Genomic DNA, 23,389 nt, shown 5'->3' with positions numbered 1-23,389 from the left:
CAACCCGAACCTTTCAGACGGCCTCTGTGCATCCTGCCCATCACGTATGCCACACGCGGCAAACGAAAACGAAAATGCCCGCAAACTGCGGGCAAAATAAAAACCGCTTTGCGCGGCTCTGTTTCCGTATCTCTGTTTTATCGTCTGCTGTTTTATTCTGGTGCCCGGGAGAAGACTCGAACTTCCACACCCGTGAGGATACCAGCACCTGAAGCTGGCGCGTCTACCAATTCCGCCACCCGGGCAATCCGAATTTTTACAGCATCGTTTCAAAGCAAAGTGTTTGGTGCCCGGGAGAAGACTCGAACTTCCACACCCGTGAGGATACCAGCACCTGAAGCTGGCGCGTCTACCAATTCCGCCACCCGGGCTTTGCTTTAATATCCGTCTTGCGTTAAAGTAACGCCCGACCGAAAGGGCGCATTATATATCCCCATTAAGGAATGTCAATCAGAAAAATGAAGAAAAAAGCTAAACCTTTAAGCCTTCGGGAAAAAGACCCGTTTTTGGCACGCGAGCAGCAGCGCTACGAATTCCCCCTGCCCAGCCGCGAATGGATTATCGAAATATTGGAAAACGAGGGCGTGCCGCTGTCCATGCCCGCGCTGGCGGAAAAACTCTCCATCAGCGAAGCGGAATACGAATTTTTCGAACGCCGTCTGAAAGCGATGGCGCGCGACGGGCAGATTCTCATCAACCGCCGCGGCGCGGTGTGCGCCGGGCAGAAACTGGAGCTGGTCAAATGCCGTATCGAAGCGCACAAAGACGGCTTCGGTTTTGCCGTACCCGTCGACAAGCTGCCCAAACAGGCCGATTTCGTTTTATACGAACGGCAGATGCGCAACCTGATGCACGGCGACATCGTCACCGTCCGCCCCGCCGGCACCGACCGCCGCGGCCGCCGCGAAGGCGAAGTGCTCGACATCATCGAACGCGCGCAAACCGACGTCGTCGGCCGCTTCTACCTCGACCACGGCGTCGCCATCATGGAGCCCGAAGACAAGCGTCTCAACCGCGCCATCCTGCTCGAACCCGATTCCGTCGCCGCCCTCCAACCGCAGCAGGGACAAGTCGTCGCCGCCCGCATCGAAAGCTACCCGCACAACCACCAGCCCGCCGTCGCCCGCCTCACCGAAGTGCTGGGCGACTACGCCGACAGCGGCATGGAAATCGAAATCGCCGTACGCAAACACCGTCTGCCGCACGAATTTTCCGCCGCCTGCACCCAAGCCGCCGCCAAAATCCCCGACAAAGTGCGTCCCGCCGAGCGCAAAGGCCGCGAAGACCTGCGCAAACTGCCGCTGATCACCATCGACGGTGCCACCGCCCGCGATTTCGACGACGCCGTTTACGCCGAAAAACAAGGCCGCAACTACCGTCTGGTCGTCGCCATCGCCGACGTCAGCCACTACGTCCGCCCGGGCGAACCCATCGACCGCGACGCCTACGAACGCGCCACCAGCGTCTACTTTCCCCGCCGCGTTATCCCCATGCTGCCGGAAAACCTCTCTAACGGCATCTGCTCCCTCAACCCCGACGTCGAGCGCCTGTGCATGGTGTGCGACATGACCGTCACCTACGCCGGCAACATCAAAGAATACCGCTTCTACCCCGCCATCATGCGCTCGCACGCCCGCCTTACCTACGACCAAGTCTGGCAACATCTCGAAGCGGGCGGCGACTACCCGCACAAAAGCCAAATCGAAACCCTCTACAAACTCTTCCAAATCCTGCACAAAAAACGTGCGCAGCGCGGCGCGATGGAATTTGAAACCGTCGAAACGCAAATGCTGTTCGACGACCACGGCAAAATCGAGCGCATCGTCCCCGTCGTGCGCAACGACGCCCACAAACTCATCGAAGAATGCATGCTGGCCGCCAACGTCTGCGCCGCCGACTTCCTCATCAAAAACAAACACCGCGGCCTCTTCCGCAACCACCTCGGCCCCACCCCCGAAAAACTCGCCGCCCTGCGCGAACAACTCGCCCTGCTCGGCCTCAGTCTCGGCGGCGGCGACAAACCCACCCCCAAACACTACACCGAACTTGCCGAAAAAATCAGCGGCCGGGCCGACCGCGAACTCATCCAAACCATGCTCCTGCGCTCCATGCAGCAGGCCGTATACGAAGCCGAAAACCAAGGCCATTTCGGTCTCGCCTACGAGCACTACGCCCACTTCACCTCCCCCATCCGCCGCTACCCCGACCTGATGGTGCACCGTGCCATCAAAGCCGTGCTCGAAGGCGGTACCTACGCCCCCGAATCATGGAACGAAGCGGGCGTGCACACCTCCGCCTGCGAGCGCCGCGCCGACGACGCCTCCCGCGACGTCGAAAACTGGCTCAAAACCTACTACATGCGCGACAAAGTCGGCGAAACCTTCGACGGCCGCATCACCGGCATGGCCAACTTCGGCCTCTTCGTCACCCTCGACGACATCCACATCGAAGGCATGGTGCACATCAGCGACTTGGGCGAAGACTATTTCCACTACCGCCCCGAAGTCATGCGTATCGAAGGCGAACGCAGCGGCATCCGCTTTGAAATGGGCAGCCGCGTCACCGTCCGCGTCACCCGCGCCGACCTCGACACCAGCAAAATCGACCTCGCCCTCATCAGCGGCGGCGAAGGAAAACGCCAACGCGGCAGACAAAAAACCGAAACAGCCGCGCAGCCTGCAGCGCCGCAGAACAGGCCGTCTGAAAGCGAAGCTGCAACAGAGTCAAAACAGCAGCAAGACACCCCTGCCCAAAGCCGCAAACGCAAGCGCAGCAGGAAAAACAGCGACGCCGCCACCCCGCAAACGGCAGCGCCGCAGAATAGGCCGTCTGAAAGCACTGCTTCAACAGAGTCAAAACAGCAAGACGCCCCCGCTAAAAGCCGCAAACGCAAGCGCAGCGGGAACAAAGCCGAAGCCGCCCCGCAAACGGCAGCGCAACAGGAAAGGCCGTCTGAAAGCACTGCTTCAACAGAGTCAAAACAGCAGCAAGACGCCCCCACCAAAAGCCGCAAACGCAAGCGCGGCGGAAAAAACAGCGAAGCCGCCGCCCCGCAAACGGCAGCACCGCAAGAAAGGCCGTCTGAAAACAGCCGAAAAGCATCTTCCGACAGCCCGGCACCCGCCGCGCAGCCAACCCAAACCCGCGTGCTCGCCACCGTCAACGGCAAAATCACCCTCGTCTCCGGCCGCGCCGACAGCGCCCCTGCCGCGCCAAGCAAAACGGCGGCGGACGATGCCTCCGGCAAAAAGGAAAAAAGGCAAAAACCGCAAACCGCGCGGCAGCGGCAAAACCGCCGCCCGCAAAAAGAAAACGGCAGATAAAAAATCCCGCTGACACGGCAACAACAGGCCGTCTGAAACCCGCACAGGCTTTCAGACGGCCTTTCCGCCACCAGTAGGGTGTGTTGCGCAGCAACGCACGCGGTTTTTTGATGCCCTAACAACCTGCGCAGCAGCTCCGTAAAACGCCCGCGCACCTGCGGCACACGATCCGCGCAGATACCTGAAAGCCGTCTGAAAGCGGAGCTTCAACAAAGCCAAAACCCGTTTTCGATTTTTTCAGACGGCCTTTGCGCCGCTTTCAGGCGGCGCGCCTCCGCTTTATAATGCCGCCCTTTCCCCGCAGCCGCCCTCTGCCGCTGCGGTTTTTCCCGCACACACGAAAGCACGATATGTCCGCCCCCGCCCCGCAGCAGCCCGCCGATCTGGTCTACCGCCTCGAAGACAGGCCGCCGTTTGCCAATGCGCTTTTGAGCGCCGTCACCCACCTGCTCGCCATTTTTGTGCCGATGATTACGCCCGCGCTGATTGTCGGCAGCGCGCTCAATCTGCCGCCGGAAATGACTTCGTATCTGGTGTCGATGGCGATGGTGGCCTCGGGCATCGGCACGTTTTTGCAGGTGAGCCGCTTCGGGCCGGTCGGCTCGGGGCTCTTGTCCATCCAGTCGGTCAACTTTTCCTTCGTCGGCGTGATGATTGCGCTGGGCAGCGGCATGAAGGCGCAGGGCATGGACGAAAACGCGATGATGTCGGCGCTGATGGGCATTGCTTTTGCAGGGGCGTTTATCGTGGCCGGTTCGGCCTGGCTGCTGCCCTATCTGAAAAAAGTGATTACGCCCACCGTCAGCGGCGTGGTGGTGATGATGATCGGCCTGAGCCTTATCAGTGTGGCGATTACCGAGTTCGGCGGCGGCTTCGCGGCACAGGGCAACGGCACCTTCGGCTCGCTGCAAAACATCGGCCTCGCCTCCTTCGTGCTGGCCGTGGTGCTGGTGTTCAACTGCCTGAAAAACCCGCTGCTGCGCATGAGCGGCATCGCCGTGGGCATGATTGCGGGCTACGCGGTGGCGCTGTATTTGGGCATGGTCGATTTTTCCGTGCTGGACAATCTCCCCACCCTCACCCTGCCCGTCCCCTTCAAATACGGCTTCGATTTCCAACCGGCGCCGTTTCTGGTGGCCGCGCTGGTTTACCTTCTGAGCATCTTTGAAGCAGTGGGCGACCTGACCGCCACGGCCATGGTGTCGGGCGAAGACTACGAAGGCGAAGCCTTCCGCAGCCGCCTGCGCGGCGGCGTGCTGGCCGACGGGCTGGTGTCGGTCATTGCCACCGCGCTGGGCTCGCTGCCGCTGACCACCTTCGCGCAAAACAACGGCGTGATTCAAATGACGGGCGTCGCCTCGCGCCACGTCGGCCGCTACATCGCCGCGATTTTGGTACTGCTTGGGCTGTTTCCCGTCGTCGGCCGCGCCTTCACCACCATCCCCAGCCCCGTTATCGGCGGCGCCATGGTGCTGATGTTCGGCCTGATTACCGTGGCAGGCGTGCGCATCCTGATGAGCCGCGGCATCAACCGCCGCGAAATGGTTATCGCCGCCACCTCCATCGGCCTCGGCCTGGGCGTGAGCTTCAAACCCGAAGTCTTCGCCCTGCTCCCGCTCAAAGAACTGTTCCAAAACCCCATCTGCATGGGCGGCTGCGCCGCACTCCTGATGAACCTGCTGATGCCGCACGACAACGGCAGCCGCGTCTACCTGAGCGACGATTTGGAAGTATAGGCCGTCTGAACCACCCGACGGCCACCCCCGCAAGCTTTTTGTCCGAAAGGACTTTCACACAAGGAAACCCCGCCATGACCAAAACCATGCTCGCCGCCGTCCGCGGCATGCACTGCCCCAACTGCGTTGCCAAAGTCAACCGCGCCTTCTCGTCCGTTGACGGCGTCACCACCGCCGAAGCCGATCTGGAAGGCCAAAACGCCCGCATCACCTACGACCCCGCCGTCACCGACCCCGAACGCGTCATGACAGGCTTCGTCGAAATCTTCGGCAACCGCTTCGAGCTCGCCATACTCGAATCCTGAGCCGCTGCCGTAACAAAAGGCCGTCTGAAAACCCGATTTGGGTTTCAGACGGCCTTTTTTATTCGCACCGATGCCCTGCAAAAGTTTTGCCGTAGCGGCACCACCCACCCTAACCCTCCCCCGCAGGGCGGGAGAGGGGAAGCGGTTGCCCGAAAGGTTTCAGACGGCCTCAAATCGGCCTGAAACCTGAAAGGCCGTCTGAAAGCGAAATTTAAACGGAGTGAAAACGTGGTTTTCAAATCTGAAAGGCCGTCTGAAACCGCCAATCCCGCCGCGCATCTGCTCCCTCTCCTGCGCCCGCGCGGGGGAGGGTCGGGGAGGGGGTGGCAGTCCGCAGAACTGCATTCGCGCCGATGCCCTGCAAAAGTTGCCGCAGCGGCGCAAGCCCCACCCTAGGGGCTGTTGACAATCAGCCTTGCGGCAGTGTTTTTGGTAAAAATCCGCGCCTGCCGCGTCAAAAATGCTCGCAAGATGTCCAATCTTGCTGCGCTTTTTTCCTTGCAGGCGCGGATTTTTCCTCAAAAAACCGCTTCGCAAGCTGAATGTCAACAGCCCCTAGCCCTCCCCCGCGGGGCGGGAGAGGGAATTCCGTTATCCGGTTCAGTTTCAGAAACGTCATTCCCGCGAAGGCGGGAACGGCCTTTGCATTCTATTGTCCGTTGCGGCTGCGCCATACTTTGTCTGCCAGCCACAGCGCGGCGGCGGTACCGGCCAGGTCGGCCAGGGCGTCGAGCGGGTCGGCGCTGCGGGTGCGGGTGAACAGCGCCTGTGCCGCTTCGGTGGCGGCGGCGAGCACGAGGGCGGCGGCGGCCAGGTGCAGTATCGGCGGGCGGCGGCGCTCTTCGTTCCATGCGCGTGCGGCCAGCTGGAATTGGGCGAAAAAGGCGGCGAAATGGGCGGTTTTGTCGAAGTGGGGAAAGGGCGGCGGCGTGTGGCTGCCGCTTTCGCGCAGCAGTGCGAACCACAGGGCGGCGAACCATAGGGCAGCAAAGAGGGTGTATCGGTTGCGCGGCAGGTTCATGCGCCTTCCTCGGCCAGCCAGTCGCTGCATATTTGCGCCAGCGGTAGGAATTTGCCGCCGCGCTGTGTCAGGATGCCGCGCCATTGTCCGACGTCGGCCGCATCGGGCGCTTGGTCGAGGCTGCATTCGTAGAGCATGAATTCGAGGGTTTCCCGCACGGCGGCGGGTGTTTCGCTGCGGATGAGTTCGGTGATGTGCTGCATGGCAGGCCGTCTGAAAGGGTGGATAAGGCGGCGTATGTTACCGTTGCACCGCGCGTGCGGCAAATGTGCAAAGGCCGTCTGAGAGGGTTTCAGACGGCCTTTTTTGTCTGCGTCGGGCCGACTCGGTCAGCCGAGCACGCCCAGTTCGGTGAGGCCGCGCAGGATGCCGTCTTCGCGTATCGGCGGGCAGACGTGTGCGGCGGCGGCTTTGAGTTCGGGGTGGGCGTTGCCGACGGCGACGCCGCAGCCGACGCTTTGTATCATTTCCATGTCGTTGAGGCCGTCGCCGAAGGCCATGGCGTCGTCTGTGGCGAGGCCGAGGCTGTCGAGGGCGGTGCGGATGCCGCGCTCTTTCGAGCCGCGGCGCGGCAGGATGTCGACGCCGAAGGTGTGCCAGCGGGTGGTACGCAGGCTGTCGGGCAGACCCGATTCGACGGCTTCGGCGCGGCTTTCGTCGTAAAAGCCGAGGATTTGGTGGACGGGAATAGCGGGGTCGGTTTCGCCGGTTTGGTAGGGGATGGCGAGCGAGCCGAGGGCAGCCTGCATTTCGCGGCTGTCGGCGGGGACGCTGATTTTTCGGGCGGATTCGTAGGCGTAGGCGATGCCGAGGCGGCGCAGGTGGGCGGTGGCGGTGTCCAGTTCACTGCGGCTGAGGGGGAATTCGGCCAGCACTTGCCCGCCGCGTTCGACGTATTGGCCGTTGATGGCGACGAGGATGTCGATGGCGGCATCGGCCATCAGGGCGCGGATGGGGTCGGGAATCAGGCAGGGCGGCCGGCCGGTGGCGATGGCGGCGGCGATGCCGCACTCTTTCAGACGGCCTAAGGCAAGGTGGGTGCTGTCGGGGATGCGCTGTTCGTCTTTGATCCACAGGGTGTCGTCGATGTCGAAGAAGATGATTTTCGGTGTGCGTTTCATGGTAGGCCGTCTGAAAAAGGGGCGGATTGTATAGCGGGTTGGAAGGGGAAGGCTACGGTTTGGTTGTTTGGACGCGGTGTGCGGTTGGATGTGACAGGCCGTCTGAAAACGAGGGCATCGCGGTGCGGCATACCTGCGCTGCCTTGCAGGCAACTGCAAGCTGCTCCCTACCCTGACCTACGCTTGCGCGGGGGATGGGCGGGGTGGCGTGGCGGTTTACCGAGCCGCATTCTCTGCTGCTTCGCAGAAGTTGCCGCAGTTCGGCAGGTCGGGCATAAATGCCCGACCTGCGCGGCTTGGTCGGATTGGGTTTCAGACGGCCTCAGACCGCGTGCGCCGCAAGCGGCATCGGAGGCCGTCTGAAACGGGGTTTTACTGCGTTTGCAGCCATTCTTTCACCGCCGCTGCGAGGCGGGGGACGGCGGCTTCGCGGTCTTCGTCGGTGAGCAGCAGGGAGGGGGCGAGGCGGAGGACGTTGGCGCCGGCGACGAGGATCATCAGGCCGTGGCGCAGGGCGGCGGCGGTGAGTTCGGCGGCTTTGCCCGCGTAGGGCTCGGCGAGGACGCAGCCGATGAGCAGTCCTTGACCGCGCACGCTTTGGAAGATGCCGGTGTCGCGGCCGAGCGTTTCGAGGGCGGCGGTGAGCGCTGCGCCTTGGCGGACGGTGTTGGCGCGGGTGTCTTCGCGGTTGATGAGGTCGAAGGCGGCGCAGCCGACGGCGCAGGCCAGGGGGTTGCCGCCGAAGGTGCTGCCGTGGCTGCCGGGGGCGAAGGCGGGGGCGAGGCGGTCGGTGGTGAGCATGGCGGCGAGGGGGAAGCCGCTGCCGAGGGCTTTGGCGCTGGTGAGAATGTCGGGGGTAACGCCTGTGTGCTCATAGGCGAAGAGTTTGCCGGTGCGCCCCATGCCGGTTTGCACTTCGTCGAAGATGAGGGCGGCGCCGAAGCGGTCGCACAGTTCGCGGGCGGCGCGCAGGAATTCGGATGTGGCGGGGAGGACGCCGCTTTCGCCCTGCACGGGTTCGATGATGACGGCGCAGGTGTCTTCGCTAACGGCGGCAGCGAGGGCGGCGGGGTCGTTGAAGGGGATGTGGACGATGCCTTCGGGCAGGGGGGCGAAGTCGCGGCTGTATTTGGGCTGGCCGCCGACGGAGACGGTGAAGAGGGTGCGGCCGTGGAAGGCGTTGGTGCAGGCGATGATTTTGTGTTTGTGCGCGCCGAAGGTGTCGCGGGCGTGTTTGCGGGCGAGCTTGAGGGCGGCTTCGTTGGCTTCTGCGCCGGAGTTGCAGAAGAATACTTTGTCGGCAAAGGTGTTCTCGACAAGGCGGCGGGCGAGGTTTTGCGCTGGCTCGGTGGTGTAGATGTTGGAGATGTGCCAGAGTTTTTGCGCCTGTTCGTTGAGGGCGGCGATAAGGGCGGGATGGCAGTGGCCGAGGGCGTTGACGGCGATGCCGCCTGCGAGGTCGATGTATTCGCGCCCTTCGTTGTCCCAAACGCGGCTGCCGAGTCCGCGCTCGGGGATAACGGGGGCGAAGGAGAAGTTGGGCGTGAGGTAGTTTTGCATGGCGGGTTTCCTTTGTTTGACGGGGGTTCAGACGGCCTTTATGAAGAAAGGCGGCATTATGCGCCGCCCCGTTCGGTTTATCCAACCAGTCCGGCCGTCTGAAAGAAGGCGCGGTAGGCGGCGGCTTTTTTCTGCAAACTCAACGGATAGGCGCGCGAGGTGGAGGGCAGGCGCGTGAGGGTGAGTTCGCGGCCAGCGTAGGGAAAGGGCACGGTGTCGCCGGTTTTGGGCAGTTTCATGCCGCCGCCCTGCACGCCCAGCAGGATTTCCGTTGCCTTGCCGCCGGTGGTGCCGATGTGGCGGCATTGGGGGATTTGCTGCAAAACGGATTTCAAATCAACGGGTTCGACCACCTCTAAAAACGCGTCCGAAGCGTTGCCGTGGCCGCGTATGGCTTTGTACACGGTGGGGCAGGAGGCGATGCCGCGTTCGTTTAAAAACGCTTTGATTTTGTCGGCGTCAAACGCTTTTTCAGACGGCCTCTGAAAGTGCGCCGCATCGTTGAAAAACACGAGGCCGAACACGCGCCACATATCGTTTTGGAAATTGGGATAGTGAAATTCCATCGCCCGCTTTTCCTTGGCGGGCGGGAAAGTGCCCATCAGCATCACCGTGGCCTGCGGCGGCAGAAAAGGCGGGAAGGGGCGGGTTTCGATAACAGGTTGGTCGGCAGACTCGGACATGGTTTTCCTTTCAAAAGGGGTTTCAGACGGCATCGGCGGATTGAAACACGCCACGCGCGCCGTTGACAACCGCGCCGCGTTCAGGAACGTCATTCCCGAGCAGGCGGAACGGCCTCCCGCGCCCGCCGCAGTTGGCAGACGGGGAGCGGCGGCGTATAGTGAAAAAACGCAAACCGTTCCCGTTTGCCTGATTTTGGAGAATACAAATGAGCGAGAAAATTTCCCCGAAAGACATCACCGTGTTGTCCGCCACCATGCTGATTCCCCTGTGGGCAAAAGCCGTCGAATACGGGCGGCCGGACGCCATCCTGCACGACAAAGAAGCCGCGCGGATGCTGGACATGATCGACTACGACTTCACCCCCTTTGCCAAAGTCAAAGCATCGCAAGTCGGCTGCTGCGGGCGGGCGCGGATACTCGACGAAATGGCGCAGCGTTTTATCGACGAGCATCCCGATGCCGTGGTGGTGCAGCTGGGCTCGGGCTTGGACGCGCGTTACGAACGCATGGGCAGACCGAACGTTACCGCGTGGTACGACTTGGATTTGCCCGAAGTGATCGATGTGCGGCGGATGCTGCTGCCCGAATCGAGCAACCGCTATCTGGGCATTTCGATGTTTGACGAAGCGTGGACGGACACCGTTGCCGCGCACGGCAAACCCGTTTTGCTGATTATCGAAGGCGTGCTGATGTATTTTGACGAAGCGCAGGTGCGCTCGTTTTTTGAAATGGTGCAGCGCAAACTGCCTGGCACGCAGGTGGCGATGGACGCGCTGGCTCAAAAAATGGTCGGCCGCGCCCAGCAGCACGATGCGCTGAAAAAAATGAATGAAACGCCGCCCGAATTCCGCTGGGGCGTGCGCGATGCAAACGATGTGCTGAAACTCGCCCCCGGCAGCCGCCTGATTGAAGAAATCCACCTCAGCAGCCTCTGCGCGCCGCATTATCCCTTTATCCTGCGTCTGATTTATAAAACCAAATGGGGACGCGAAAATCTGGATGTGCGGCTGATGCGGATACAGCTTTGAGGCCGCTCCCGCCTATACCCCTGCGGGGCATAAACGCGGGAATGACGTTTCTGAATGCAGCAAAAAGGCAGTCTGAAAGCACCGCTTGAACGAAGTTAAAACCGGTTTTCAGACGGCCTTTTGCCGCCAAGCCGCCGCTTCGGTAGAATGCGCGCCCTTATCCCGCAACACAATCAGGAGCAGCAAAATGGAAGATACCGATTTTGACAGCGCAATGGACAACCTCGACGACGCATTGGCCGGTTTTGACGACGTGGCCGTGGAAGGCGGATTCGACAGCGACAGCGACGACGATTCCTGCCCCGGCGGCGCGTGCAAAATCTGAGTTCCGCGTCTGACGCGCCAAAAGGCCGTCTGAAAAACCGATTCGGGTTTTCAGACGGCCTTTTTCGTTTGCGGCCTGCGTTTTTTCAGACGGCCTCACGCACCGGCTGCACCAGCACCCACGGTGCGACCACCACCGCCCACATCTCCTGCTTGTCGGCATAAAACCGCCGCGCCTGTTCTTCCGTCACCAAACCGAACCTGCCCTCCTCCATCAGGCGGGCGACAGCTTCGCGGTCGTCGTCGGCAACCAGCCGCGCGGCGGCAATCAAATCAACATCGGACGACACATACACCGCCGCGCCGCGTGCGAAATGGGTTTGCAGGTCTGCCCAGGCAATGCGGGCGGTTTCGAGGTTGAGTTTGTCGTTTAAAAGCGGTTCGGTCATTGGCTGCTCCCTCGCGTCAAAAAGCGGCGATTATACGCCGCCCCGGTTTTCAGACGGCTTTCGGATATGTCGGCAGCCGCCCTTGCATCGAGATTTACAAAAAAAGTGTTACAACGTATCATCACGCCTTTTCCGACGCCGCCATATTCGTGAAGGCCGTCTGAAAACACGTTCCGACAACCCTCCGCAGGCGGCAGGCCGTCTGCACGGCCCGCCGCGCGCGGCAACATACGACAATGAACCTATTACTCAGCGGATTGCTCCAACGGCTGCTTCTGGCGGCGGCGGCTCTGGCCGTGGTGTGGGGCGTTTATTTTTGGGCGGCCTCGTCATGATCGAAGTGGAAAACCTCACCGTCAGCTACCGGCAGAAACCGGCCGTGCACCATGTGGACATGCGTTTCGACAACGCTTCGATGTGGGCGGTGTTCGGCCCCAACGGCGCGGGCAAATCGACGCTGCTCAAAGCCGTGATGGGGCTGCTCGAATGCAGCACCGGCAAGGTGTCGTGGCACGGCCTGCGCCGCAGCGACATCGCCTATCTGCCGCAGCAGGCCGACATCGACCGCAGCCAGCCGATGACGGTGTTCGAGCTGGCGGCGATGGGGCTGTGGTACGAAATCGGCTTTTTCGGCCGCGTCAGTGCCGCGCAGAAGGAGCGCGTGATGCAGGCTCTGGCGCGGGTGGAGATGGCCGAATTTGCCCACCGCCAAATCGCCCACCTGTCCAACGGCCAGTTCCAGCGCGTGCTGTTTGCGCGGATGCTGGCGCAGAACGCCAAATTCCTGCTGCTCGACGAACCCTTCAACGCGGTGGACGCGAAAACGACCTACGCCCTGCTCGACGTTTTGCGCCGCTGCAACGCCGAACATCAGGCGGTGATTGCCGTTTTGCACGATTACGAGCAGGTGCGCGCCTATTTCCCCAACACGCTGCTGATTGCGCGGGAGAAAATCACGGCGGGCAAAACGGAAGAGGTGCTGACCGAGGGCTATCTGCAACAGGCCAACGAGGCCATGCAGCGTTACGACTACGCGCAGTGGTGCGCCGCCTGAGTGTGAAGGCCGTCTGAAAGCACCGCTTCAACGAAGTTAAAACCCGTTTTCAGACGGCCTCGGCCGCGCCTGTGACAAGCAAACCAAAAGGAAACCGTATATGACGATCAAACCCGCCCTTACCCTCCTCGCCGCCCTGCTGTCCGTCGGTATCGGACAGGCTGCGGCAAAAGACCGCGCCCAAACCGATGCAAAAGCCGACGAAAAAGCCGTGCTTGACCGGTATTCGAAAACCCACACCCTGGCACGCGCAACCGATGTGATCCGCCAATATCAGCAGCGCAACGACCCCGAATCGCGCGAAATCGCCGCCACAGAGGAAAAACTTGCCCAGGGGCAGGAAATCGTCGTGCGCACGCACTTCACCGCAGGCAAAACCTACAACATTACCGGCCGTTGCGGCCCCGAGTGCGACAATCTGCATCTCGATCTGTACAGAAACGTGTATCTCGACCTGTACGACGAAGAAACCAAACACGGCCTGCACGTGAAAAACAACCTGCACATCCTCAAAAGCCCGGGTTTCAGCTGGAAAGCCGAAAAAGACGGCGATTACACCGCCGTTTTAACCATGAAAAAATGCGCCGCCCAAACCTGCGCCGCCGCCCTGCAAATCTTTGAAGGCAGCAAAGCGTTCTGGTAATGGAAAATCCGTTTTCAGATGCCCTCAAAGCGGCGGCATCGGAGGCCGTCTGAAAACGTTTTTCCAAGCCGCACGGCCGTCTGAAAAACAAAACCGAATATGACCATCCCCCTTTACGAATGGCTGATCGAGCCGTTTGCCGAATTCGACTTTATGCGCCACGCGCTCGCCTCGGTGGTGTTTCTCGCCCTGAGTGCCGCGCCGGTGGGCGTGTTTCTCGTCATGCGGCGCATGAGCCTGGTCGGCGACGCGCTGGGACACGCCGTACTGCCGGGTGCGGCCGTCGGCTATATGCTCGGCGGCCTCAGCCTGCCCGCCATGAGCGCGGGCGGTTTCGTCGCCGGCATGGTGATGGCGCTGCTGGCGGGGCTGGTGAGCCGTTTCACCGATTTGAAGGAAGACGCCAACTTCGCCGCCTTCTACCTCACCAGCCTTGCCGTCGGCGTTTTGCTGGTGAGCATGGGCGGCAGCAATATCGACCTGCTGCACCTTCTGTTCGGCTCGATACTCGCCGTCGATTTGAGCGCGCTCACCCTCGTCGCCCTCGTCGCCAGCACCACCATCCTCACCCTCGCCGTTATCTACCGCCCGCTGCTGCTCGAAAGCATAGACCCGCTGTTTTTAAAGGCGGTAAACGGCAAAGGCGCGCTGTGGCACCTGATTTTCCTCGTGCTGGTGGTGATGAACCTCGTTGCCGGTTTCCAAGCCCTCGGCACGCTGATGGCCGTCGGCCTGATGATGATTCCGGCGATTACCGCCCGCCTGTGGGCGCGCAATATGGGCATGCTGATGCTGCTGTCCGTTGTCTTCGCCCTGCTGTGCGGCCTGGCCGGACTGCTGTTTTCCTACCATGTCGAAATCCCCTCCGGCCCCGCCATCATCCTCTTCTGCGGCGGCTGGTACGCCCTCTCCGTGCTCATCGGCAGCGAAGGCGGCGTGCTCACCAAACAGCTGCGCCGCAGCCGCCACAAAACCTTCTAACCCCCCCATCGAAAGGAACAAGCATGAAACACTGGAAACCCGCCCTCCTCGCCCTCCTGATTGCCGGCGCAGCCAATGCCGAGCCGCTCAATGTCGTCAGCAGCTTCAGCATCTTGGGCGACGTCGCCAAACAAATCGGCGGCGACAAAATCGCCGTCACCAACCTCGTCGGCGCGGATCAGGACTCGCACGTCTACCGCCTCACCAGCGGCGATTTGAAAAAAATCCGCTCGTCCAAACTCGTCCTGCTCAACGGCCTCGGTTTCGAATCGGGCGAAATGACCCGCGCCGTGCAGCAGAGCAAAGTGCGCTACGCCGAAGCCGCTGCCGGCATCAAAGCCATCGAAGCGGATCACGACCACGACCACGACCACGACCACGGCCATGATCACGACCACGGCCACGAACACCACCACCATCACGGCGCCTACGACCCGCACGTGTGGAGCGACCCCTCCCTGATGCAGAAATACGCCGCCAATGTCGCCGACGCCCTTATCAAAGCCGACCCGCAAAACAAAGCCTATTACAGCCAGCGCCTGCAAAACTACGGCAAAGAGCTGCAACAGCTCGACGCCTACGCCAAAGCCAAATTCGACGCCGTCCCCGCCGCACGCCGCAAAGTCCTCACCGGCCACGAAGCCTTCGGCTACATGGGACGCCGCTACAACATCAAATTCTACGCACCGCAGGGCATCAATACCGAAGCCGAACCCTCCGCCAAACACGTCGCCGCCCTCATCCGCCAGGTCAAACAGGAAGGCATCAAAGCCGTGTTCGCCGAAAACATCAAAGACTCCCGCATGCTCGAACGCATCGCCAAAGAGTCCGGCAGCACAGTCGGCGGCAAACTCTATTCCGACGCCCTGAGCAAAACCCCGCCCGCCGACACCTACACCGGCATGATCCGCCACAACGTCGATGCCCTCGCCAAAGCCATGAAATAAAGCGGCACAAGACAGAAGGCCGTCTGAAACCGATTTTCAGACGGCCTTCTGTACCTGTCGCACAACACAGCCGATGAGAAGGTTTGACATTTACCCAAGCTTGCGTTTTAATCACGAAACTTGATGTATACGCCGATTTGACACAGCTTGCGGGCGTTAAAACAGCTAAAGCGTTACAGAGTTTTTCGATTTAAGCTGTTATTTTTTAAGCCCGCTGTGTTCCACATCGGGCTTTGTTTTATCCGGAAACGACACAATGATTACTCTCGACAGGGTCTCCAAACGCTACCAAACGCGCGACAAACAATGGTTTACCGCCGTCGAACCCACCAGCCTCGACATCGAACAGGGCGAAATCTTCGGCCTGATGGGCTATTCGGGAGCAGGCAAATCCACCCTGCTGCGCCTCATCAACCTCTTGGAGCGCCCCGATTCCGGCCGCGTCCTCGTCGGCGGCGAAGAGCTCACCGCCATGACACCCGCCCAACTGCGCCGCGCGCGGCAAAACATCGGCATGGTGTTCCAGCAGTTCAACCTCCTGTCCAACCGCACCGTGTCCGGCAACGTCGCCTTCCCCCTCGAAATCGCAGGATGGCCGTCTGAAAAAACCGCCGTGCGCGTCAAAGAATGCCTGGAAATCGTCGGCCTGTCCGACCGCGCGCACCACTATCCCGCCCAGCTCTCCGGCGGGCAGAAACAACGCGTCGGCATCGCCCGCGCCCTCGCCCCCAACCCCAAAGTGATTCTGGCCGACGAGCCCACCTCCGCACTCGATCCCGCCACCACCCGCAGCGTGCTCGAATGCCTCGAAGACATCAACCGCCGCTTCCACGTCACCATCGTCATCGTCACCCACGAAATGAACGTCATCCGCCGCCTGTGCCGCCGCACCGCCCTGCTGCACCAAGGCCGCCTCCTCGAAGTGGCCGACGTGCGCGACCGCCAAATCCTCGCCCGCACCGACATCGGCCGCGAACTGATTACGGAAGAACTATGAACCGCAACGCCCTCGAAAACCTGCAATCCCTGCTGCCCGAATTCCAAAAAGCCATTCAGCAGACCCTCGTCATGGTCGGCGTTTCCGCCACCATCGCCGTCATCGCCGGCGGCGCGCTCGGCATCTGGCTCTTCACCAGCGCGCGCGGCCAGATATTCGCCAACCCGCCGCTCAACCGTATCGTCAGCTGGCTGGTCAGCTTCATGCGCGCCTTCCCCTTCGTCATCCTGATGATTGTGCTCATGCCGCTCACCCGCGCCGTCGTCGGCACATCCTTCGGCCCCCTGGCCGCCTGCGTCTCCCTCTCCATCGCCGCCAGCTTCTATTTCGCCCGCCTCATCGAACAAAACCTCAACGAAGTGCCCAAAGGCGTGATCGAAGCCGCACAGGCCATGGGCGCCAAACCGTCAACCATCATCTTCAAAGTGCTGATAAACGAAGCCCGCGCCGGCCTCATCCTCAGCATCACCATCCTGATGATCGCCATTCTCGGCGAAAGCGCCGCCGCCGGCCTCATCGGCGGCGGCGGCATCGGCGACCTCGGCATCCGCTACGGCCACCAGCGCTACATGCCCGAAGTCATGGCCGCCGTCGTCGCCCTGCTCAGCGCCATCGTCGTCGTCGTCCAAAGCCTCGGCAACTACCTGTCGGCAAAAGCGGACAAACGCTAGCCCGCGCACCCCGGAAGGCCGTCTGAAACCCGTTTGCGCCCGCACGCAAACCGTTTAAAATCCGCAACCGGCCGCGAACGCACCCAATCCGCTTTCAGACGGCCGCACCATTCCGGCGTCCTGCAAAAGGCCGTCTGAAAAAAACGCCGCAACACCGCGGCACCCACACCCACCCATAGGAGATTATTTATGAACACATTCGTCAAACTCACCCTCGCCGCAGCCCTCGGCTTCGGCCTTGCCGCCTGCGGTAGCCAGTCCGCCGATAACGCCGCCTCCGGAACGGCCGGCAGTGCCCCCGCCGCAGAAACCGCCGCCAAAAGCGAACTCCGCTTCGGCACGACTCCGGGCGATTTCGGCGACATGGTCAAAGAGCAAATCAAACCCATGCTGGAAAAACAAGGCTACACCGTCAGCCTCACCGAATTTCCCGACTACGTCACCCCCAATAAAGCCCTGGCCGAAAACGAGATCGACATCAACATCTTCCAGCACAAACCCTATCTCGACTCCTTCAAAGCCGAACACAAACTCGACCTGACCGAAGTCTTCCAAGTGCCTACTGCCCCCTTGGGCATCTACCCGGGCAAACTGGCCAAACTCGAAGAAGTGAAAGACGGCAGCACCGTCGCCATCCCCAACGACCCCTCCAACCTCGCCCGTGCGCTGGTGATGATGGACGAATTGGGCTGGATCAAACTCAAAGACGGCATCGACCCGCTCAAAGCCTCGCGTGCCGACATCGCCGAAAACAGCAAAAACATCGAGTTTGTCGAAATGGAAGCCGCCAACCTGCCGCGCAGCCGCCAAGATGTCGACTTCGCCATCGTCAACGGCAACTACGCCATGAGCAGCGGCATGAAACTCACCGAAGCCCTGTTCCAAGAACCCAGCTTCGCCTATGTCAACTGGTCTGCCGTGCGCACTGCCGACAAAGACGCCAAATGGGTGAAAGACATCGAATCCGCCTACAACTCCGACGAATTCAAAACCTACGCACACCAGCGCTTCGCCGGCTACAAATACCCCGCCTCCTGGGGTGAAAACGCCGCCGCAGGCGCCAAAGCAGAAGCCGCTTCCGCCGCCTCTGCCGCCAAATAAGCCGGCATGACAAAAAGGCCGTCTGAAAACTCCCGACAGAGTTTTTCAGACGGCCTTTTTCCAAACCTTCTACCGCACCCGCAAAAGCAGGCCATCCACGCGACCTAACCGCCGGACAAAAAAATAACCGCTCGAAGCGGCTGATGGTGCCCGGGGTCGGACTCGAACCGACACACCTTTCGGCGGGAGATTTTGAGTCTCCTGTGTCTACCAATTTCACCACCCGGGCAGGTAGTAAAGGCGCTATTATAGCGGAAAAAAACCGCTTGTAAAGCAGCACGGATGGATTTTACGGGAAATACAGCCCAATGCATTGAACAAAAAAACGATTTTCCCCAAACAAAAAACTTTGCCCAAATCAACTTTCCTTTACTTTCTCCCGCAGTTTCATTCCCCTGCCGCCTGAAACACGGTAAGATTGCGGCGATTTTGTCCACTTGCGAAAGGTCTGACCATGAAACACCGTTACCTTGCTCTGCTGAGCACCCTCCTGCTTGCCGCCTGCTCGCAGGAAACCGCGCAAAACAACGCACCCGCCGCTTCTCAGGCACAGGAAGTCCCCGCCGCTTCCGCACCGAAATCTCAAGCACAGGGCGGTTTTTTCGGCACCAACGTACAAAAAGACGACATCGGCGGCGATTTCACGCTGACCGACGGCAACGGCAAACCCTTTACCCTCAGCAGCCTGAAAGGCAAAGTCGTGCTGCTCACCTTCGGCTACACCAACTGCCCCGACGTCTGCCCCACCAGCCTGCTGACCTACAGCGAAGTGCTCGGCCAACTCGGCGAACAGGCCAAAGACGTGGCCGTGGTATTCGTCAGCGTCGACCCCGACCGCGACACGCCCGAAGTGGTGGGCAAATTCGCCAAAACCTTCAACCCCGACTTCATCGGCCTCACCGCCACCGGCGATCAAAGCATCCCCGTCGTCAAACAGCAATACCGCGTGGTATCGGCCAAATCGCAGGAACAGTCGGCCGACATCTACCTGATCGACCACACCGCCGGCACCTACGTTCTCGATAAAAACGGCGAAACCGTACTGATGGAAAACTACGGCAGAACATCGGGCGAAATCGCCGCCGACGTCAAACGCCTGCTCCAATCCTAAATGCTTTTCAGGCCGTCTGAAACCGCCGCCGCGCGTTTTTCAGACGGCCTCAACCGTGGAAAACCCCATGCCGGACAACAGCCTCACCATCGCGCTATCCAAAGGCCGCATCTTCGAAGAAACCCTGCCGCTGCTGGCGGCAGCAGGCATCTCACCCGCCGAAGACCCCGAAAAATCGCGCAAACTGGTTATCGCCACCAACGATCCAGACATCCGCCTGGTTATCGTCCGCGCCTCCGACGTGCCGACCTATGTGCGCTACGGCGCGGCCGATTTCGGCATCGCGGGACGCGACGTCCTCATCGAACACGGCGGCGAAGGACTTTACCAGCCGCTGGACTTGCAGATTGCCAAATGCCGCATGATGGTGGCCGTGCCGCAGGGTTTCGACTACGCCGCCGCCTCGCAGCCCGGCAGCCGCCTGCGCATCGCCACCAAATATCCCCGCATCGCCGCGGAACATTTCGCAGGCAAAGGCGTGCATGTGGACATCATCAAACTCTACGGTTCGATGGAACTCGCCCCGCTGGTCGGCCTGTCCGACGCCATCGTCGATCTCGTTTCCACCGGCAACACCCTAAAAGCCAACCGCCTTGAAGCCGTCGAACACATCTGCGACATTTCCAGCCGTCTTGTCGTCAACAAAGCCGCGCTGAAACTGAAACACAACCGCTTACAGGCGGTTATCGACGCTTTCTCAGCCGCCGCAAACTGAACACAGATTCCGCCCGGCGTGTGACATTCGGCCTGCTAAGCAGTGTTTCATACTGCAAGTCTGATGGTCTACAGCCCCGAAAACAAAGGAGAAAACAATATGGCACACCTGCTGATCGACACCGTCAAAACCGATTCCGGCAAAAAATACATTCCCTTCGGCACACACCGTGTCCGCCTGTTTGCCGACAAAAAATCGGCCACACCCTTCCGCAGCCTGCTGCGCATCCGCAAAAAAGCAGACGGCAAAAAAAACCAAAGCGGCAGCGGCAGATTCCGCCTGCTGGTGCTGCGCAAATCCGCCGTCCGAGCCGCCATTCTGGCCGAAGCGGAGAAAATCCTTGCTACCGACCCGAAAGCCGAAATCGCCGTTATCAGCCCCCGCCGCAAACTGCGCCTGAAACTCGGCAAACTGCAACAGCGCCACCCCGACGCACGCATCTTCTGCGGCGGCAAACTGGGCAAAAAAGCGCGCCGCTTCCTGTCCGCAGGCAACAGGCCGTCTGAAAACGTTTCAGACGGCCTCCAAGCAGGCAATGCCCTCGTGCAGGAAACTGAAAACAACATCATTGCCGAAGCCGCCGTGCAAGTGCGTGCCGCCGCCACGGCCGTCCTGTTGCCGCCACCACAACATCCCGCGCCCGCCGCAGACACTTCCACAGTGCCCGCCCATATCGTTCTGCTTATCAGAAAAAACCGTCCGAAAAAGAAAACCGCCCTGCTCGCCCTGCTCCAACAGCAGCACGCCGCCGATGCCGCCGCGCTGCTTGCCGGCCTGCAACAGCAGGGATACCTGAAAATCGACGCGGCCGAAAACGTCCGCTATCTGTAACGCAACAGGCCGTCTGAAAGCGGGGCTGCAACGGAGTTAAAACACCGCAGCCTCTTCAGACGGCCTCAAACCGACACACACCGCATCATGAAAATCATCGACACCGCCCTCCCCGACGTGAAACTTTTAGAGCCGCAGGTTTTCGGCGACGCACGCGGCTTTTTTATGGAAACCTTCCGCGACGAATGGTTTAAGACCAATGTATGCGAACGCACATTCGTACAGGAAAACCATTCCAAATCAGGCAAAGGCGTATTGCGCGGCCTGCATTACCAAACCGAAAACACACAGGGCAAACTCGTGCGCGTGGTGTCGGGCGAAGTGTTCGACGTAGCCGTCGATATGCGCCGCAGCTCGCCGACTTTCGGGCAATGGGCGGGCGAAATCCTCTCCGCCGACAACAAATGCCAGCTTTGGGTGCCCGAAGGTTTCGCCCACGGCTTTTACGTTTTGAGCGACGAAGCCGAGTTTGTTTACAAATGCACCGACTATTACAACCCGCAGGCCGAACACTCGCTGATTTGGAACGACCCTGCCGTCGGCATCGAATGGCCGCTGCAAGGCGAGCCGAACCTGTCAGCCAAAGACCTTGCCGGCAAACCACTGGCCGAAGCGGCAACGTTTTAAACACGCACAAAAAGGCCGTCTGAACCGCCCGCAGGTTTTTCAGACGGCCTCAACCATCCGTAAAAGGCCGTCTGAAAACGAGGCCTCAACGAAGTTAAAACCAATGGCGGGATCAGAACCGACGACCCTGAAACAATCATGAAAAACGCCTACATCCCGTCGCGCGGCATACGCGGCATTCCCAACCTGGCCGCATTCCTGCCCGAATTCCACATCCGGAACAAACCGGCAGACGCGCAGACCGTTATCGGCTGGGGGCTGCGTCCCACCACCCGCAAGGCACGCGCATTCGCCGACGCGCACGGTCTGCCGTTTGTAGCACTGGAAGACGGTTTCTTGCGCTCGCTCGGACTAGGCGTCGAAGGATGGCCGCCGTTTTCCCTCGTATTCGACGACATCGGCATCTACCACGACACAAGCCGCCCCTCGCGTTTGGAGCAGCTGATTCTGGCCGCCGACACCATGCCGCCGGAAACGACGGCAGAAGCGGAACGCGCCATCGGTCTGATTCTGAAACACCGCCTGTCCAAATACAATCATGCTCCCGACCTTTCAGACGGCCTCTTGTCCGAAATGCGGGAGCGGGAAAACGTGCTCTTGATCGACCAAACCTTCGGCGACATGGCCGTGCAATACGGCGGAGCCGACGAAGCGGCATTCGAGCGCATGTTTCAGACGGCCTTAGCGGAAAACCCGCAGGCGCAAATCTGGATCAAAACCCATCCCGACGTATTAAGCGGCAAAAAACAAGGCTATCTGACCGGCTTGGCGCAACACGAACGCGTCCGCCTGCTGGTAGAAGACATCAACCCCGTATCCCTGCTGCAAGCCGTTGACAAAGTCTACTGCGTCACCTCGCAAATGGGCTTCGAAGCCCTGCTCTGCGGCAAACCGACCGTCACCTTCGGCCTGCCGTGGTATGCCGGATGGGGCGTGAGCGACGACCGCCACCCCGATGCCGCAACTTTGGCACAACAACAGCGCCGCGCACCGAGAACCCTGCCTCAGCTCTTTGCCGCCGCCTACCTGCAATACAGCCGCCACATCAACCCCAACACCGGCGAACCCGGCAGCCTGTTTGACGTCATCGACTACCTCACCACCGTCCGCCGCAGCAACGAAAAACTGCGCGGCAGCTTATACTGCGTGGGCATGTCGCTGTGGAAACGCGCCGTGGTCAAACCGTTTTTCAACGTGCCTTCATGCCGTCTGAAATTCGTCAAATCCGTGGACAAACTGGCGGGAAAACCCCTGCCCGCCGACGCCCGCCTGCTGGCATGGGGAAACGGCAAAGACGAAACCGTCCGCTTTGCCCGCGAACACAATATCCCGCTGCTGCGTATGGAAGACGGTTTCATCCGCTCCGTCGGCCTCGGCTCCAACCTCGTGCCGCCGCTGTCTCTCGTTATCGACGACATGGGCATCTATTTCAACCCGCAAACCCTGTCGCGCCTCGAACACATCCTGCAAAACCAAGTCTTCGACGAACAGGATTTTCAGACGGCCTCCGTGCTGCAACAGGCGCTCACGGAAAACAAAATCAGCAAATACAACGTCGGCAACACAAATTTCAGCGTGCCAAAAACCGATAAAACCGTTATCCTTGTGCCAGGCCAAGTCGAAGACGACGCCTCCATCCGCTACGGCTCGCCGCAAATCTGCCGCAACCTCGACCTGCTCAAAACCGTACGCGAACGCAACCCGGATGCCTTTATCGTTTACAAACCGCACCCCGACGTCGTCAGCGGCAACCGCACCGGCCACATCTCCGCCGAAGATGCCGCCCGCTACGCCGACCAAACCGCCCCCGAAGCCGACATTCTGACCTGCCTGCAATACGCCGACGAAGTTCACACCATGACCTCGCTGACAGGATTCGAAGCCCTGCTGCGCGGCAAAAAAGTCTGCTGCTACGGCCTGCCCTTCTATGCAGGCTGGGGACTGACCGAAGATACCCTGCCCATCCCCCGCCGAAGCCGCAAGTTGGAACTGTGGCAGCTGATAACGGGAACGCTGGTTTATTATCCGGAATATGTGAATCCCCGAACACAACATCTCGTTAACGTCATTGAGGTAATGCAATTTTTAAAAAAACAGAAATTTTTACAGAAAAATTTCACGATACTGCACAGGAGATTACATGACAAACAGCTAGAAAAAATAAAGCAATTTCTCTGTTCACTATCTATTAAAAATAGACCCATGAATAAATGATTAATAT

Annotated in this window: 24 protein-coding genes and 3 tRNA genes; 17 read left to right on the top strand and 10 right to left on the bottom strand. The window is 60.3% G+C overall.

Annotated features, from left to right (window positions below):
* Positions 1–158 precede the first annotated feature (158 nt).
* Both CGZ77_RS00180 and CGZ77_RS00175 read right to left on the bottom strand, forming a co-directional pair.
* A tRNA-Leu gene (locus tag CGZ77_RS00180) sits at positions 159–245 on the bottom strand.
* A 39-nt stretch (positions 246–284) separates the two neighbouring features.
* Positions 285–371, bottom strand: a tRNA-Leu gene (locus CGZ77_RS00175).
* Positions 372–443: 72 nt separating this feature from the next.
* On the opposite strand from CGZ77_RS00175, the gene rnr reads away from it, so the two are divergent.
* The 3 genes from rnr (at position 444) to CGZ77_RS00160 (ending at position 5,364) form a co-directional block, all read left to right on the top strand.
* The gene (rnr, locus tag CGZ77_RS00170; protein WP_094030811.1) at positions 444–3,323 is read left to right on the top strand and encodes a ribonuclease R; all 2,880 of its coding nucleotides are present in this window, start codon (positions 444–446) and stop codon (positions 3,321–3,323) included.
* 350 nt (positions 3,324–3,673) lie between these two features.
* Positions 3,674–5,059, top strand: coding sequence for a nucleobase:cation symporter-2 family protein (locus CGZ77_RS00165; protein WP_009427403.1), 1,386 nt, complete (start codon positions 3,674–3,676; stop codon positions 5,057–5,059).
* A gap of 74 nt (positions 5,060–5,133) precedes the next feature.
* Entirely contained in the window at positions 5,134–5,364 is a 231-nt protein-coding gene (locus CGZ77_RS00160; RefSeq protein WP_009427404.1) for a heavy-metal-associated domain-containing protein, read from the top strand.
* Between the two features lie 649 nt (positions 5,365–6,013).
* On the opposite strand, the gene CGZ77_RS00150 is transcribed toward CGZ77_RS00160, so the two are convergent.
* From CGZ77_RS00150 to CGZ77_RS00130, 6 genes are all read right to left on the bottom strand, one after another.
* Complete coding sequence (locus tag CGZ77_RS00150; RefSeq protein ID WP_009751896.1) at positions 6,014–6,385, bottom strand: VanZ family protein; 372 nt, start codon at positions 6,383–6,385, stop codon at positions 6,014–6,016.
* Complete coding sequence (locus CGZ77_RS00145; protein WP_009751895.1) at positions 6,382–6,588, bottom strand: hypothetical protein; 207 nt, start codon at positions 6,586–6,588, stop codon at positions 6,382–6,384. Before CGZ77_RS00145 ends, CGZ77_RS00150 begins: the two co-directional genes overlap by 4 nt.
* Positions 6,589–6,714: 126 nt before the next feature.
* Positions 6,715–7,506 carry a Cof-type HAD-IIB family hydrolase gene (locus CGZ77_RS00140; RefSeq protein ID WP_009751894.1) on the bottom strand — a complete coding sequence of 264 codons (792 nt, stop codon included), beginning with the start codon at positions 7,504–7,506 and terminating at the stop codon, positions 6,715–6,717.
* Positions 7,503–7,637 (bottom strand): hypothetical protein, encoded by a 135-nt coding sequence (locus CGZ77_RS12575; RefSeq protein WP_009751893.1) that lies wholly within the window; start codon positions 7,635–7,637, stop codon positions 7,503–7,505. The genes CGZ77_RS00140 and CGZ77_RS12575 overlap by 4 nt, the downstream gene beginning before the upstream one ends.
* A gap of 241 nt (positions 7,638–7,878) precedes the next feature.
* Positions 7,879–9,066, bottom strand: coding sequence for an acetylornithine/succinyldiaminopimelate transaminase (locus tag CGZ77_RS00135; protein WP_009751891.1), 1,188 nt, complete (start codon positions 9,064–9,066; stop codon positions 7,879–7,881).
* A 77-nt stretch (positions 9,067–9,143) separates the two neighbouring features.
* Entirely contained in the window at positions 9,144–9,749 is a 606-nt protein-coding gene (locus tag CGZ77_RS00130; RefSeq protein WP_036496687.1) for a DNA glycosylase, read from the bottom strand.
* A 206-nt stretch (positions 9,750–9,955) separates the two neighbouring features.
* Here CGZ77_RS00130 and CGZ77_RS00125 point away from each other — a divergent pair, with 206 nt between their 5' ends.
* A complete protein-coding gene (locus CGZ77_RS00125) occupies positions 9,956–10,777 on the top strand; it encodes a class I SAM-dependent methyltransferase (RefSeq protein WP_094030809.1) in 822 nt (273 codons plus the stop codon).
* An 85-nt stretch (positions 10,778–10,862) separates the two neighbouring features.
* Entirely contained in the window at positions 10,863–11,102 is a 240-nt protein-coding gene (locus CGZ77_RS00120) for a hypothetical protein (protein ID WP_036496685.1), read from the top strand.
* A gap of 85 nt (positions 11,103–11,187) precedes the next feature.
* On the opposite strand, the gene CGZ77_RS00115 is transcribed toward CGZ77_RS00120, so the two are convergent.
* Positions 11,188–11,490: a DUF2288 domain-containing protein gene (locus tag CGZ77_RS00115; protein WP_009751887.1), complete on the bottom strand. Its 303-nt coding sequence runs from the start codon at positions 11,488–11,490 to the stop codon at positions 11,188–11,190.
* Positions 11,491–11,821: 331 nt separating this feature from the next.
* Between CGZ77_RS00115 and CGZ77_RS00110 the strand changes: the two genes are divergently transcribed.
* The 7 genes from CGZ77_RS00110 to CGZ77_RS00080 all read left to right on the top strand — a co-directional run bounded on the left by CGZ77_RS00110 (position 11,822) and on the right by CGZ77_RS00080 (position 17,884).
* Positions 11,822–12,544, top strand: coding sequence for a metal ABC transporter ATP-binding protein (locus tag CGZ77_RS00110; protein ID WP_198344883.1), 723 nt, complete (start codon positions 11,822–11,824; stop codon positions 12,542–12,544).
* 100 nt (positions 12,545–12,644) lie between these two features.
* Complete coding sequence (locus CGZ77_RS00105) at positions 12,645–13,187, top strand: hypothetical protein (RefSeq protein WP_009751884.1); 543 nt, start codon at positions 12,645–12,647, stop codon at positions 13,185–13,187.
* Positions 13,188–13,286: 99 nt separating this feature from the next.
* Positions 13,287–14,168 (top strand): metal ABC transporter permease, encoded by an 882-nt coding sequence (locus tag CGZ77_RS00100; protein WP_009751882.1) that lies wholly within the window; start codon positions 13,287–13,289, stop codon positions 14,166–14,168.
* A 23-nt stretch (positions 14,169–14,191) separates the two neighbouring features.
* A complete protein-coding gene (locus tag CGZ77_RS00095) occupies positions 14,192–15,115 on the top strand; it encodes a metal ABC transporter solute-binding protein, Zn/Mn family (protein ID WP_009751881.1) in 924 nt (307 codons plus the stop codon).
* Between the two features lie 256 nt (positions 15,116–15,371).
* On the top strand, positions 15,372–16,112 hold the full coding sequence (locus CGZ77_RS00090) for a methionine ABC transporter ATP-binding protein (protein ID WP_009427300.1): 741 nt from the start codon (positions 15,372–15,374) through the stop codon (positions 16,110–16,112).
* A complete protein-coding gene (locus CGZ77_RS00085; protein WP_009427299.1) occupies positions 16,109–16,783 on the top strand; it encodes a methionine ABC transporter permease in 675 nt (224 codons plus the stop codon). Before CGZ77_RS00090 ends, CGZ77_RS00085 begins: the two co-directional genes overlap by 4 nt.
* A gap of 189 nt (positions 16,784–16,972) precedes the next feature.
* Entirely contained in the window at positions 16,973–17,884 is a 912-nt protein-coding gene (locus tag CGZ77_RS00080) for a MetQ/NlpA family ABC transporter substrate-binding protein (RefSeq protein ID WP_009427295.1), read from the top strand.
* A 144-nt stretch (positions 17,885–18,028) separates the two neighbouring features.
* Here the strand turns inward: CGZ77_RS00080 and CGZ77_RS00075 are convergent.
* Positions 18,029–18,113 (bottom strand) — tRNA-Leu (locus CGZ77_RS00075).
* Positions 18,114–18,338: 225 nt separating this feature from the next.
* On the opposite strand from CGZ77_RS00075, the gene CGZ77_RS00070 reads away from it, so the two are divergent.
* The 5 genes from CGZ77_RS00070 to CGZ77_RS00050 all read left to right on the top strand — a co-directional run bounded on the left by CGZ77_RS00070 (position 18,339) and on the right by CGZ77_RS00050 (position 23,382).
* Positions 18,339–18,995: an SCO family protein gene (locus CGZ77_RS00070; RefSeq protein WP_009427294.1), complete on the top strand. Its 657-nt coding sequence runs from the start codon at positions 18,339–18,341 to the stop codon at positions 18,993–18,995.
* Positions 18,996–19,062: 67 nt separating this feature from the next.
* A complete protein-coding gene (hisG, locus tag CGZ77_RS00065) occupies positions 19,063–19,710 on the top strand; it encodes an ATP phosphoribosyltransferase (protein WP_009427293.1) in 648 nt (215 codons plus the stop codon).
* A 99-nt stretch (positions 19,711–19,809) separates the two neighbouring features.
* Positions 19,810–20,541, top strand: a complete 732-nt coding sequence (locus tag CGZ77_RS00060) for a hypothetical protein (protein ID WP_157058155.1) — start codon at positions 19,810–19,812, stop codon at positions 20,539–20,541.
* An 87-nt stretch (positions 20,542–20,628) separates the two neighbouring features.
* Positions 20,629–21,168 carry a dTDP-4-dehydrorhamnose 3,5-epimerase gene (gene rfbC, locus CGZ77_RS00055; RefSeq protein ID WP_009427291.1) on the top strand — a complete coding sequence of 180 codons (540 nt, stop codon included), beginning with the start codon at positions 20,629–20,631 and terminating at the stop codon, positions 21,166–21,168.
* 138 nt (positions 21,169–21,306) lie between these two features.
* Positions 21,307–23,382: a capsular polysaccharide biosynthesis protein gene (locus tag CGZ77_RS00050; protein WP_094030807.1), complete on the top strand. Its 2,076-nt coding sequence runs from the start codon at positions 21,307–21,309 to the stop codon at positions 23,380–23,382.
* Positions 23,383–23,389: the final 7 nt, after the last annotated feature.

This window comes from Neisseria sp. KEM232 (assembly GCF_002237445.1).
Taxonomy (GTDB): Bacteria; Pseudomonadota; Gammaproteobacteria; order Burkholderiales; family Neisseriaceae; genus Neisseria.
Note: the sequence above shows the minus strand (reverse complement) of the source record. Positions and strands in the feature narration are given on the sequence as shown.